This window comes from Jutongia sp. (assembly GCF_057878315.1).
Map to the genome: position 1 here is coordinate 1 of NZ_DBLXSO010000017.1, position 13,177 is coordinate 13,177.

The following is a 13,177-nucleotide window of genomic DNA, read 5'->3' on the forward strand; positions in this document are numbered from 1 at the left end:
ATAGCTGGTTGCCAAATGGTAGATATTTTTGATAATTTATTCAGAATGTATAAGGCAGGTGTAGCATATGAACATGCAGGAGTTAAAAGAACTTGTTTATCAAGGGGAAAAAGTTGATATAGAGTGCAAAAAAGCGGAAAGCAGTGTGCCGAAATCTGTATATGAATCGTATTCTGCATTTGCGAATACTAAAGGAGGTTATATCATATGTGGAGTAAAGGAAGATAAATCGAAGATTATACCAGAGGAGCGATTTATAATACAAGGAATAGAGAACCCATCGAAACAAAAAGAGGATTTTTGGAATACGATTAATAATAGTAAGGTAAATGTCAATCTATTGAAAGATGAGGATGTAGAAGTTGTCTATGAAGATAATATCAGTCTTCTTTTGATACATGTTCCAAGGGCAGATTTTAATATGCGTCCTGTATATGTTGGAGAAAATCCATATAAAGGAACATATAAAAGAAATCATGAGGGTGATTATCATGCAAGTGAGTACGAAATCAATGGAATGATAAGGGATCGAAATCCTGAAGGCAATGATAATCAGATCATAGAGTATTATACGATGGATGATATTGATAAAGAAACATTAAGGAAATATCGTCAGATTTTTGAAATCAGAAATGAAGATCATGTATGGAATGCGTTGGATGATAAGTCTTTTCTGGAAAAACTGGGGGCTTACAGGAAAGATCGAAAAACGGAAGTGGAGGGATTGACATTAGCTGGACTTTTGATGTTTGGAACAGGACAGGCTATTCGAGAACGCTTTGATAATGTATTTATGGATTATCGCAATGAAAGTCAGGTCACGGCAGATATTCGCTGGAATGATAGGATTACTTATGACGGGACATGGGAAAATAATTTATTTAATTTCTTCACGAAAGTGACTCCGAAGTTGACAGAGGATTTGAAAAAGCCCTTTAAGTTAGAGGGCGGAGTGCAGCGTATCGATGTTACTCCGATCCATAAAGCTGTTCGTGAGGGGTTTGTCAATATGATTATACATGCGGATTACTTGATGGATGCGTGTGTTTTAAAGGTGATTAAGAGGTCTTCTTCATTTGAATTTACAAATCCGGGAATATTGAAGCTTCCGTTAGAAGATATTTATCGTGGAGGCAACTCAAAATCGAGAAATCCCCATATGCAGACGATATTGAGATTAGTAGGATTTGGGGACAATGCAGGCTCTGGCTTTCCGACAATCCTTGATGCATGGAAGTCCGAGGGCTGGATTGAACCCCGCTTAATAGAGGATACAAATCTGAATCAGGTAACACTTGTGATGAAGATGGAGAAGGAATCAGCAGAAAAATCAGCAGAAAAATCAGCAGATTCCCCCAAAGTAATCAGTTTAAATTTATCGCAAAGACATCAGCAGATTTTAAAAAATATGGATGTAGATGTTGAATATAGTACGGACCAGATCGCAGAGATAATAGGACTGAAAGGACCTAGGACAAGGCAGCTGCTGAATGAATTAGTGGATATGGGGTTATTAGCTTGTATTGGAGCAACGAAAAGAAGAAGATATATTAAGTGTGAGGATTGATATACCTGGATCACCGGATCCGTACCTTTTTCACTTTGGAATAAAAGCTTCCCTTTTTGCGTTTCTTTGTCTGGTAGGTTCTCACGCGCACCGAGAGTGTGACATTTCGCATGGAATGGCGGAAGTTGAAGGTTTTCCGGCGCGGCGAGATTTTATTGTTTTTCATGCGGATGTAGACATATTTTCCGTTGTTTTTGCGGATATAAATACCGGCGTAGCGTCCCTGGTATTTGCTCAGCCTGATCTGCAAAAATTGTACGCCCGGGGCGGTCTTTTTCTGGCGTACGGTGATGGTTGGCGCACGCAGACGGGAGACGGCTTTGACGGAGGTGGAAGATGTGACTGTCCCATTTTTGGTATAGGAAAGTATTTTGTAATAGTAGGTTTTGTTTGGCTTTGCTTTCTTGTCCGTAAAGGTGCACTTTGCCAGTGAGTTCCCGGAAAGCTTCTGGGTGAAGCCTTTGGTGCCGGTGTTTAAGGCGGTCACCAGAGAAAAGTCCGGCTTGTTTTTCAGGCGGCGGTATACGACGAAACTTTCCTGATCCGGGTCGCAGCTCCAGCTTAAAAGAATGCCGCCGTTTCGGGATGCACCGGCACGCAGGGACAATGAACGGGAGACCGGTGCGTCATTGGGATTGGAGACCGGCACAGTAGCAGCCGGTGTGGAAGTGGTCGGAGTGACCGGTGTTGCGGAGACCTCCGGTGTGGAAGAAACGAACACATTTGGAGTTGTCGAAACCTTCGGTGTGGAAGAAACAGACACATTTGGAGTTGTCGAGACCTCCGGTGTGGAAGAAACAGACACATTTGGAGTTGTCAAGATCTCCGGTGTGGAGGAAGCAGGCACATTTGGTGTCGTGGAGATTTCAGGAGTGGTGGTTGCAGGTGCTGCCGTTTTCTTTGTCGTGAGAAACGGAGCCGGAATTGTAGCAGTTTTCCATGGTGAATTGATTCAAACAATGACCGATCAGTCCACCGGCATCGGCAGAGGATAAGGTGGTCAGACTGCCGGTGTTATAACTGTTATAGATCGTGTTGGCAACAGTGGAATCGGGGGCGTTATCATAATCGGTTATGATCCAGCCGGCAAGACCTCCGATTGCAGAAATTTTCAATCCATAGACCTGTTCGTTTGTGCTACAAGAGATGTCTGGGTGTTCGTCCTGTGAAGAGTCTGCAATCTGGGAAATTGCACCGGAATTGTTGCAGTTTGCGATGTATGTATGACCGAGGCTTTCCATCAGGATACCGCCGGCATTTTGATAAGCGTTCAGATTTCCGGTGTTGGTGCATTTGTCGATGACGGCAGACCAGGTGCTGGATGCGTAGCCGGACATTCCAAGGATGCCACCGATGTGTGCGCCGGTGATCTCTGCATTATTTTGGCAGGAATACAGCTGGGTATCATTTGTCAAGGCAGATTCGGGATCTGTGTTGCTGCCGGAACAGAAGCCTAAAATACCGCCGGCTATATTGGCATTCCGGATGATGGTGTTGTTGACGCATTGCAGGAATAGAACATTTTCGGTTGTTTTTCCGCAGATGCCGCCCATGAGCGAAGTACGTGTGGTGTCCCGGATCAGTCCGCCGGAGTTACAGTTGGTAAAGGTATCATACTGATCAAGGGATGAGTTATGCTGATAATAACCGGTAAACATACCGATCATGTTGGCAGGCAGCCTCTGCCACCGTTGTCATAACTCCCAGATTATTCGTGCAATTATTGGAGATTGTTTCAGTGGCATTCTGCCCGGCATCGTTGGTATAGCGGACATTTATAAAGGAGTCACACAGATTAAGGTTGGAAATTGCCGCATTCTTCATATGGTCAAAAAATCCGACAGCTCCTTTTGAGACGGAGGAGAGCACAGCGTTATTCCAAAGCCCGGAGATAGCGTGTTGATTGCCCTCGTAGTGTCCCATAAACGGATGTGCAGCTGATCCGATCGGGTTCCATGGATCTCCCTGAAAGCTGAAATCTGATTCTGTCTGGCAGGAATCATCTGTATAAAACTTATTGGAGGAAGCGTCAAATACCGCCTCACATTTTTCGGTAGAAGAATGATAAATCTTGATAAGGGACTTGTCATTATCTTGAACTGTAGAAAATGTATAGTCTGACAGCGCGATGTCGCAGGTCTGATAAAAGGTAGTATCTTTAGAAACGGGGGCCCCTGATTCCAGATATTGATCTAACAATTCCAGATCTTCCCTGCCGGAGATCAGAACCGTGTCCTCATTCTTTAGAGAAATATTGTCTTCGACCACCTGCTGCATCGTGTAGGTGGATTTGGCGTGGACGCGGGCAGGCAGATAAGGCAGGACTGACAGAAGCAGCAGGCTGCCGGCAAGTGTGACGGCATGAAGCCGTTTGTGTCTGAGACATTTTCTGATCCGGGGTTTTTTCATAATGTATTCTCCATTCTCGTCCGAAGTGGGCGACAGATTTAGTATTTCAATTTTGTACGGCTATTATTATGAACTATTTTTTGTGAAATTTCTATACGATATTTCCAAATTATGTTAATATGTTATGATGCAGGGGGTAAAAGCAGATAGCATGAGGCAATTCGTGTTATCCGTTGAGCGCAAAATATTTTTTACCCCGATATCTGTTACATTATGACAATGACTTTTAAGGAAGAGTGACGATTTTGAATGAACATAGATATTGTTTTGGTTGTATGAAGCCGCTGACCTGGGATGGCAAATGTACCTCCTGCGATTTTGACCGGGACAGCTATCAGGAGAAGCCGCATCATTTGCCGCTTGGGACGATGCTGCATGGCGGCGAGTATATGGTCGGCAGGGTGCTTGGTGAGGGCGGCTTTGGCATTACTTATATTGGTCTTCATCAGAATCTGCTGATCCCGGTGGCGATCAAGGAGTATTTCCCGAATGGAATGGTTTGGCGCAAGTGTGAGAAGGAGAAGCAGTCTTACAGCGTTGTGCCGTTTACAGCGGAGTCGGAGCAGCAGTTTGACCAGGGGAAAAAGGACTTCCTGCGGGAGGCAAGAGTGCTGTCGCAGTTTGGATTCATGGATGGCATTGTGCGGACGAGGACTTTTTTTGAGGAGAATAATACCGCATATCTTGTTATGGATTATATTGAGGGGGACAGTGTCAAGAAGTACGTGACGGAGAATGGCAGGGTGACGCCGGAGGTCTGCCGGAGGATTATGAGACAGCCGATGCTTGCGCTGATGAAAATGCATGAGTCCAATCTTGTGCATCAGGATGTCAGTCCGGATAATATCATTATTAATGCGCAGGGCAGGGGGGTACTGATCGATTTTGGAGCGGTACGCCATGCAAATGCCATTGATGACCGGACGCGGACGGCGATTTATAAGCAGGGCTTTTCAGCGTACGAGCAATTGGAGAAAAAGGGAGGCAGGGGACCGTGGACGGATGTGTACGGCTTCTGTGCGACTATTTATTATATGCTGTCCGGCGAGAAGCCGTTAGATGCGACGGAGCGGGTTTTTAACGATCGTCTGGTGCCGCTGACGGAATATGTGCCGGAGCTTGATCCGCAGGTGGACCGGCTTTTGATGAAGGGACTGGCGGTGGAAAGCACTTCCAGACTGCAGAGGCTTGATGAATTATATGATCTTCTATATGAGAGCGAGGAGGCGGAATACTGGAACGGGGAAGCAACCGGGGTGCCGGAGGAGCACCGCAGACTGCCGAAGGCGAGCAATACATTAAATCTCACGATGGAGATGGAGCGGTGTCTGCAGGAGATGGAGGATCAACGGGCGAGAAGGAAACGTAACAAAACGATTCGGACGGTCGTACTCAGTGCGGCGGTGATCGTTGGCATCGTGCTTCTGATCGCGTGGAAGGTGATGCCGGATCGGGCGGGCAGACCACAGCAACCAGCGGTTACGGCAGATCTGCCGAAGAAAACTGTGGAGGGAGCCGCTTCGGGCGATGCAGACGGGACGGTGACGGAAGATCCGGCAAATGCAAGCGGGGCTGCCGATCCTGAGAATACCGCAGGCGCAGAGGAGACCATACGTCCGGAGGCATCTAAGAAGCCGAAGAAAACGGCGACACCAAAGAAAAAGAAGAATAGGAAAAGCACGAAAGCGACAAAGGCACCGGTTGCGACCGCTGCACCGACAAGTGTCCCACAAAAGGTACAGGCGACAAAGAAGCCTGCCGGGACAGAAAGCAAAAAGAAAAATAATGTGAAGATGGATGGCAATCTGGATGACTTCTTCCAATAATTTTTAATAATAGGAAGCTGCATGAAATGCGTGAAAGGTGCTTTAAAAAATGAAAAATATATGAGAGATTGACAGATAGATAACTGCGTGGTATGCTTTGCTTTGTTCAGTGATTTATCAGTGTGCCTGCGCCGCAGCAGGTGATACGGGATAGATTGAAAAGGGAATGCAGTGAGATGCTGCAGCAGCCCCCGCTACTGTAAGAAGGATGACTCTTTCGCCGGAGCAAGATCCGGAACCACTGTACTGCGTCAGGCGGTATGGGAAGGGAGAGAGGAAGATGATTTCGAGCCAGGAGACCTGCTGGACAGAGACAGACATATGGCGTTTTGATGAAAGCAGCCCTCGGTGGGAGGGAGCGGACACGGAAACGTTTCTTTTGTGTTGAATTTTTTCAGAATATGAAGTCTCTGTACAGCCGAATGTACAGAGGCTTTTTTATGGTATAGGAAAATGCTCGTAACGTAGTGTTATGTCAACGAGAATTGCGAAGCAATTCTTGGAGGGCAAAACGCTGGTTTTGCCTTTTTATAATATTAAGAAAGAGAATAAGATGAGACAGAGAAGATGGAAATATATTGTGGTAGCATTGCTTGTGGTATTCGCAGTGGTACTTGGAATACGTCAGACGCATTTTCAGTCGGTGGATTCCTACCGGCAGGAACAGAAGCTGGTCCGGAAGGATCTGACGGGGGATGATGAACTTTCTTCTATGTATAAGGAAGAAAGTGAGGAGACGCAGCAACCGGAATTGACGAATCAGCCTGTATCGACCGCACATGGTGGGAAGGCGGATCAGAAGGCTTCTGATGGAAAAGAAAAGTCAGGTAAGAACACAGATGACAATACGCTGTCCGCAAAAGCGGACACGTCATCAGGAGAGCCTTCGTCAAAGAAGAATACGTCCGGAAAGTCTTCGGACAAGAAGGGGAAAAGTTCCACCTCCGGAAAGCATTCCGACAAAAACAGCTCCGGGAATCCGTCGGCGACAGCAGGGACTTCCGGACAAAATGCAACGGCGGGTCAGACACCGGGGCAGAGCGACGCGGCGGATGCGTCATCAGGTGGCGGAAATGGAGATCAGGTATCCTCCGGACAGAATGGAACGCCAGCAACGCCGGGACAATCGCAGAGTAGTTCGATGGCAACTGCAAAGCCGGGAGGAAGTACAGTGACCACGACACCGGAGGCAGAGAAGATCAGCTGTACGATCGAGATCCGCTGTGACAGTCTGGTGAAGAATAAGAAGCAGGCACAGGAAAGCATTTGGAAATATATTCCGGACGATGGCGAGATTCTTGCGAAGGTGACGGTACAGATGGAGAAGGGTGCCACGGTGTACGATGTACTGGCGAAGGCGTGCAAGGCGAAAGGGATTGCCGTGGACGCGGAATATACGCCATTATATAAAAGTTACTATATTAAAGGAATAGCACATCTTTATGAGAAGCAGGCGGGTGATATGAGTGGCTGGATCTATAAGGTCAACGGCACCGCACCCAACCGGGGTGCATCTGCCTATAAGATATCGGAGGGGGATGTGATCAGCTGGCGGTATACATGTGATGGGAAGACCTCCTGATCTGCTGCTCACAAGGAAAGCAGCTTGTGGTGAAAACAGACAAGTGGCATGCTGTATGACAGCGGATTGGAGTATGATATGAAAAAGGAATCGGAGTTTGCAAAGAGACATCCGGCAGTTATTCTGGTCTATCTACTGGCATGCATGATCTGGACAATGATCGTAAGGCATCCGGCAGCAATCATGGCATCTTTCGTCTGTGCGTCCCTCTGCTATGTGATGCTGGCGGGAATCAGACAATGGCTGAGACTATGGATCCCTGCGGGGATGATGCTTGTGTTTGCGGCGGTGATCCTGCCGTTATTTTCGCACAGAGGTGTGACACCGCTTTTCTATATGAATGGTATGGCGGTGACATGGGAGTCCGTCTATTACGGGATCATGATGACGCTCATGCTGTTTGCGCTGCTGCAGTGGTGCGGCGTGGCGGCGAAGCTTCTCGACAGTGAGAAGGTGCTATATCTGACCGGCAGGGCGATCCCGACGATCGGTCTGATGCTGATGATGATCTTTCGCTCCATTCCGGATATGAGAGATCGTTACCGGCAGATACATGAGGCACAGATCGGTCTTGGCTGCGCGGGTGGAGAGGCATCGAAGATGCAGCGGATGCGAAGCTTTTTGAGAGAGCTTTCGATGCTGATCTCATGGTCGTTAGAGGATTCGATCGAGGTGTCCGTATCGATGGAGTCAAGAGGATACCGAACCGGATCGAGAACGTGGTTTCATTTGTTTTCGTTTCACCGGGAGGATCTGGTCTGGTGTATCTATTTTGTGGTTATGTTTGCCGGTGTATATATTTGCCGGTTTCGAGGAGATTTTAAGGCATATTATTTCCCGGAGATCTGGCAGAAGGCATTGTCCGGCTGCTCTGTTGCAGCACTGGTCACGGCAGCGGCCGGCATGCTTGCGCCGGTGGCCTATGACAGTTACTTTTTGATGTCTGTACGAGATATGGGACAGATGGGAGACGGTGAGAAAGGAGACGCATAATGGAACAAAAAGCAGTTTTATCCTGTGAGCATGTGTCGTTCTGTTATCCGAGACAGACGGATAATGCGATCGAGGATATCAGTTTTTCCATTGGAGAGGCGGAGTTTGTCGTGCTCTGCGGACAGTCGGGCTGCGGCAAGACAACGCTTCTGCGTCACTTCAAAAAGAATCAGATTCCATTTGGAACGGGTTCGGGTAAGCTGTATTACCGGGGGAGTGACCTGGAGACGATGGATGACCGGGAGAGCGCGGCACGGATCGGCTTTGTCGGACAGAATCCGGATACACAGCTTGTGACAGATAAGGTGTGGCATGAGCTTGCTTTTGGACTGGAGAATCTCGGCGTGCCGGGAGAGCAGATCCGGCGGCGGACGGCAGAGATCGCCCAGTATTTCGGGATGGAGTCGTGGTTTCGCAGACCGGTCTCCGAGCTTTCGGGTGGACAGAAGCAGTTGTTAAATCTTGCCTCTGTGGTGATCATGCAGCCGGATGTGCTTCTGCTTGATGAGCCGACGGCGCAGCTTGATCCGATCGGCACCGGAAGATTTCTGGATACGCTGCGGCGGTTGAACCGCGATCTGGGAACGGCTGTGCTTTTGTCGGAGCAGCGGCTGGAGGAGGTCGTTCCGATGGCAGACCGGGTGCTGATCATGCATCAGGGGCATCTGGTGGCGGACGCGGTGCCGGGGCAGTGTGCGGCGAAGCTCGAAGCGTATGAGAGGGAACATAACGAAGCACTTCCGATTGCTTCTGCAATGCCGGTGGCGGTCCGGGTATGGAAGGCATGCCATTACAGGGACGAGGCGAACTCTCCGGTCAGTATCCGGCAGGGAAAGAGCTGGCTGGCTGATCATGTCCGTAAAACAGGACAGCCCGGTGAGCCCATCAAGTCTGCGGTATCCGACAGGCATCCCTGCCATACGGCGAAGCGTGCCGTGTCAGAAACGGCACTTTTTGTGGACAGGCTCTGCTTCGGTTATCAGAAGGATCAGCGTGTGCTGGAGGATTTTACCATGCGTGTTCCGAAGGGGATGCTCTATGCGGTGGTGGGGGGCAACGGCTCCGGCAAATCAACGGCATTAAAAGCGATCATGGGGATCTGCAAGCCTCGACGCGGCAAGGTGAAGGCGGCGGGCAAGATTCGTTTTCTGGCACAGAATCCGAAGAGCCTTTTTACGGAGCTGACGGCTGCCGAGGAGCTGATGGCGATGCTTCTTCCGGAAAACGGAGGGGCAAGCTTGAAGGAAGCGGACAGGACGCAGAGAGTCGGGGAAATGCTTTCTTATCTGGAGCTTACTGCGCAGCGGGAGCAGAATCCGATGGACTTAAGCGGCGGGCAGCAGCAACGGCTTGCGCTTGGAAAACTGCTTCTTACAGAACCGGATATTCTGTTACTTGATGAGCCGACAAAGGGACTTGATGGTGCATTTAAGGAAAAGCTTGCAGAGTTTTTGAAGGATCTGTGCAGCAAAGGGAAAACCGTTGTGCTTGTATCGCACGATATGGAATTTTGTGCGCGCTATGCGGATCAGTGCGGTCTGTTGTTTGACGGGCAGCTGATCAGTGAAGGGGAGACGAGAGCATTTTTCAGAGAAAATGTTTTCTATACGACGGCGGCACAGCGGATGAGCCGGGGCGTCTGTGGGGATTGTCTGCTGGCGGAGGATATTATCCGGGCTCTGCAGGAAGCGGGGTGTGCCGGATGAAACAGTCAGGACAAATCTCCGGACGTCAGTTTGACTGGGAGGAATATTTGTGGCAGCGGTCCAGGCGCCGTGTGACAAGCGGCATTTTGCTACTGATGTCGGTTGTGGCATTACTGTTTGTGTCGACGGTTTTGCTGCGCGGCAGATATTATCTTTTGATGGGATTTGGCGTTGTGCTTCTGATACTTGTCCTGTTTTTTGGACAGTATGAACGGCGCAAACCGCAGGCGAGAGAAGTTGTGCTGTTGTCGACGCTCACCGCATTGTGCGTGGTGATGAATGAGATCTGCGCACATACGATACCGTTACATGCCGGAACCACGATGGTGGTGATCTGTGGCATTGGTCTTGGTCCGGAGGCGGGCTTTCTGATCGGTGCAATGAGTCGGCTGGTGTGTAACTTTTTTGATGGTCAGGGGCCATGGACTCCTTGGCAGATGGCTGCCTGGGGGATGGTCGGATATTTGTCCGGCATGGCTTGCAATAAAATAGAACGCAGACGAACTGGAGAAACGCTTGCCAGACGGCTTTCTCTGGAGAAGGGTCGCAGGTTCCGTGTGGTAATGGGACCGGTTCTTTGCATTCTGTCTGCGTGGGTGCTTGCTTATGTGGTCTATCTGTTTCGGAGAAGCCCGGGAGAGAATTTCTTTGGATGGAGATTGTACTTCTACGGACTTGCCGGAATGGCAGCGGGCTGTATCCTGCAGAGGAAAAAACTTCCGGTGGATGACATTACAACAACGGTGTTTACGTTTTTTGTGGTGTTTCTGCTGTATGGAGGCGTGATGAACTTTGCGGCGATGCTGATGACGAATTCGATGGATCCGTCATCCGGACAGATCAGCTGGGAGGCCCTGAAAGCATTATACCTGACAGGAGCACCCTACGATGCAGCGCATGCCGGTACGGCGGCGTTGTGTATGTTCCTTTTCGGGGACAGCATTTTACAAAAGCTGGAGCGTATACAAGGGAAATTTGGGATTACACTGTAGACAAAGCATCAGGATTGGAGGATCAAAATGATCAAGAAGAAATGGATGAGCAGCCTTTTGGCAGCCGCCCTGGCATTTACGACCGTATTTGGCGCAGGCGTGACTGTAAAGGCAGCAGACGAGACAGATGCCAACCAGACCGGTAAGATTACCGTTTATGTGGCAGCTGAGGGCGCGGATGACGAAGGACACACTGTCGATATCGGCAAGATCGCCGTACAGGTGGACAAGGGAACAAAGGGTGACGTAGCGGTTGAACAGGCGCTGCAGAAGGCAGGCTATACAGATTATCTGATCGAGGATACCGGATATGGCGCAAACTTAAACAAGATCGGCGATATCGCCAACGCAGCTGACTGGAGCAAATACTGGGGCTTTTATATCAACGGTGCCTATGCGTCTGACTGCCTTGGAAACACAACACTGCAGGACAACGATAAGATCAGCTATCTTTATACTTCTTACGGAGATACAGCAGTACAGGCAAAGGTATTTGACGATGATGCTTCTTTGAATCCGGACAGTGATAAGACAGCATCTCTTCTTGCAAATGCAAAGGCACAGCAGGAGGTTCTGGCAGATACGATCTTCAAAAAGGTATTTGGCGATGGTCAGACCGTCTATGGTATTGAGACACCGGATGCACTTTATGTAGCATTCTCCCTGCTTCGTGCAGATTACAAGTCTGATTATTTCGACGAGATGTACGCCAATGTGGAGAGTCAGCTTAAATCACTGGCAGATACAGGATCTGTTACTGTTGAGGGTGAGGCAAAGGATGAGGCTGTCATCGCGGGCAAATATCCGGAGTTGACTTATGCGAAGATCGTTCTGTTTGTGACAGCAATGGGTAAGGATGCAAGAAATGTTGGCGGATACAACCTGATCGAGAAGATGGCACAGAAGAGTACCTATGAGGCATCTTCCGAAGCGTATATGCTGGACAGTACAATGCTTTTGGCACTGGACAGCGGAAATTACTTCCCGCCGGCAGGCGATGATTATATTACAAAGGATGATCTTGTAAATAATATTGCCGCAAAGATGGATGACAGTATTGCACAGGCACTTCAGTGGAGCTCTGTTGATTCTGTTGCAATGGCACTTCAGCCACTGTACAAATATGCAACCGATGACATTCTTCCTGAGGATGCAAGCAGTGACCGTACTGCAGTGCAGGAAGCATATGCAAAGGGAATCCATTTCCTGGAGAGCACCCAGAATGCAGACGGTAGCTGGAGCGGATACGGCACAGAGACAAACAATGTATGGACACTTGCGCAGATCATGACCGCAATGGGACAGCTTCGGATTAATCCATGCAGCGAGACAGACGGCACAGACTTCATCAAAAATGGTGTGACTGTTCTTGATGATGCAGCTGTATTTGTTGATGTAGAGAATAAGAAGGTGGATGACGATCTGATGTCATATCAGCCGGAGCAGCTGCTTCGTGGTCTGACAGCAGTGATCCGTGCAATGGAGGGAAAAGATTCTCTTTATGATGTGAGATATACAGGAGTGACTCCAAGTGTGACACCAAGCGTGGTGCCAAGTGAGGCTCCATCAGAAGCACCGAGCCAGTCGCCGGCTGTGAGCCCAAGCAATGTGCCAAGTGAGACTTCTTCAGCAGCACCGAGCCAGTCACCGGCAGTAAGCCCAAGCAATGTGCCAAGCCAGACTCCGGCAGCTTCTGCACCGGCTAAGACGGCAACACCTGCTGCAACAGCGAGTGCAGCACCGGCTAAGAGCAAGGTTAAGGTCACAAGGGTTAAGGCTGTGAAGACAAAGGTAACCGTTAAGAAGGGCAAGAAGGCAGTTGTAAAATGGAATGTAACAACTGCAAAGAAGGCTTCTGTAGCATCTGTTGCCAAGCTTGTGAAGGTTTCTGTCAACAAGAAGAACGTGAAGGTTGTGAAGAAATCTGCGAAGACAAAGAAAGCGAAAGTAACACAGATCACGGTAACTGTAAAGGGTGTTAAGAAGGGCAATGCAGTCGTTACCCTGAAGGCCGACAAGAAAAAGAGCAAGGTAAAAGTTGTTGTGAGATAAGCGGAAAAGCTCTGAAAGAGCGAATTTGCGAGTTTTTAGTAAATATTGCC

The 13,177-nt window shown here is 48.9% G+C and carries 10 protein-coding genes and 1 riboswitch; of the genes, 7 read left to right on the forward strand and 3 right to left on the reverse strand.

Translation table 11 applies throughout. The features are described from left to right. Window positions 1–67 precede the first annotated feature (67 nt). A complete protein-coding gene (locus ACZLMD_RS05740; protein ID WP_484107696.1) occupies window positions 68–1,567 on the forward strand; it encodes a DUF8451 domain-containing protein in 1,500 nt (499 codons plus the stop codon). A gap of 10 nt (window positions 1,568–1,577) precedes the next feature. Here the strand turns inward: ACZLMD_RS05740 and ACZLMD_RS05745 are convergent, their stop codons facing one another. The 3 genes from ACZLMD_RS05745 to ACZLMD_RS05755 are packed head-to-tail and all read right to left on the reverse strand — an operon-like array spanning window position 1,578 to window position 3,976. Further along, window positions 1,578–2,387 carry a hypothetical protein gene (locus tag ACZLMD_RS05745; RefSeq protein ID WP_484107695.1) on the reverse strand — a complete coding sequence of 270 codons (810 nt, stop codon included), beginning with the start codon at window positions 2,385–2,387 and terminating at the stop codon, window positions 1,578–1,580. A gap of 46 nt (window positions 2,388–2,433) precedes the next feature. Then, a complete protein-coding gene (locus tag ACZLMD_RS05750; RefSeq protein ID WP_484107694.1) occupies window positions 2,434–3,234 on the reverse strand; it encodes a hypothetical protein in 801 nt (266 codons plus the stop codon). Further along, window positions 3,200–3,976 (reverse strand): hypothetical protein, encoded by a 777-nt coding sequence (locus ACZLMD_RS05755; protein ID WP_484107693.1) that lies wholly within the window; start codon window positions 3,974–3,976, stop codon window positions 3,200–3,202. Before ACZLMD_RS05755 ends, ACZLMD_RS05750 begins: the two co-directional genes overlap by 35 nt. Window positions 3,977–4,221: 245 nt before the next feature. Between ACZLMD_RS05755 and ACZLMD_RS05760 the strand changes: the two genes are divergently transcribed. The 6 genes from ACZLMD_RS05760 to ACZLMD_RS05785 all read left to right on the forward strand — a co-directional run bounded on the left by ACZLMD_RS05760 (window position 4,222) and on the right by ACZLMD_RS05785 (window position 13,127). Beyond that, entirely contained in the window at window positions 4,222–5,802 is a 1,581-nt protein-coding gene (locus ACZLMD_RS05760) for a serine/threonine protein kinase (protein ID WP_482522765.1), read from the forward strand. Between the two features lie 101 nt (window positions 5,803–5,903). Then, window positions 5,904–6,124: riboswitch (cobalamin riboswitch) on the forward strand. A gap of 231 nt (window positions 6,125–6,355) precedes the next feature. Further along, on the forward strand, window positions 6,356–7,384 hold the full coding sequence (locus tag ACZLMD_RS05765) for a DUF4430 domain-containing protein (RefSeq protein WP_482522764.1): 1,029 nt from the start codon (window positions 6,356–6,358) through the stop codon (window positions 7,382–7,384). A 78-nt stretch (window positions 7,385–7,462) separates the two neighbouring features. Continuing rightward, the gene (locus ACZLMD_RS05770; RefSeq protein WP_482522763.1) at window positions 7,463–8,377 is read left to right on the forward strand and encodes an energy-coupling factor transporter transmembrane component T; all 915 of its coding nucleotides are present in this window, start codon (window positions 7,463–7,465) and stop codon (window positions 8,375–8,377) included. Next, window positions 8,377–10,083 carry an ABC transporter ATP-binding protein gene (locus tag ACZLMD_RS05775; protein WP_482522762.1) on the forward strand — a complete coding sequence of 569 codons (1,707 nt, stop codon included), beginning with the start codon at window positions 8,377–8,379 and terminating at the stop codon, window positions 10,081–10,083. Before ACZLMD_RS05770 ends, ACZLMD_RS05775 begins: the two co-directional genes overlap by 1 nt. Beyond that, window positions 10,080–11,075, forward strand: coding sequence for an ECF transporter S component (locus ACZLMD_RS05780; RefSeq protein ID WP_482522761.1), 996 nt, complete (start codon window positions 10,080–10,082; stop codon window positions 11,073–11,075). The genes ACZLMD_RS05775 and ACZLMD_RS05780 overlap by 4 nt, the downstream gene beginning before the upstream one ends. A 27-nt stretch (window positions 11,076–11,102) precedes the next feature. Then, entirely contained in the window at window positions 11,103–13,127 is a 2,025-nt protein-coding gene (locus tag ACZLMD_RS05785; protein WP_489495297.1) for a DUF4430 domain-containing protein, read from the forward strand. Window positions 13,128–13,177: the final 50 nt, after the last annotated feature.

Bases quoted from the DNA above. Each gene is read 5' to 3' on its own strand.
- ACZLMD_RS05750 (WP_484107694.1), bottom strand. From the start codon at position 3,234: ATGATCGGTATGTTTACCGGTTATTATCAGCATAACTCATCCCTTGAT.
- ACZLMD_RS05780 (WP_482522761.1), top strand. From the start codon at position 10,080: ATGAAACAGTCAGGACAAATCTCCGGACGTCAGTTTGACTGGGAGGAA.
- ACZLMD_RS05740 (WP_484107696.1), top strand. From the start codon at position 68: ATGAACATGCAGGAGTTAAAAGAACTTGTTTATCAAGGGGAAAAAGTT.
- ACZLMD_RS05765 (WP_482522764.1), top strand. From the start codon at position 6,356: ATGAGACAGAGAAGATGGAAATATATTGTGGTAGCATTGCTTGTGGTA.
- ACZLMD_RS05770 (WP_482522763.1), top strand. From the start codon at position 7,463: ATGAAAAAGGAATCGGAGTTTGCAAAGAGACATCCGGCAGTTATTCTG.
- ACZLMD_RS05755 (WP_484107693.1), bottom strand. From the start codon at position 3,976: ATGAAAAAACCCCGGATCAGAAAATGTCTCAGACACAAACGGCTTCAT.
- ACZLMD_RS05775 (WP_482522762.1), top strand. From the start codon at position 8,377: ATGGAACAAAAAGCAGTTTTATCCTGTGAGCATGTGTCGTTCTGTTAT.
- ACZLMD_RS05785 (WP_489495297.1), top strand. From the start codon at position 11,103: ATGATCAAGAAGAAATGGATGAGCAGCCTTTTGGCAGCCGCCCTGGCA.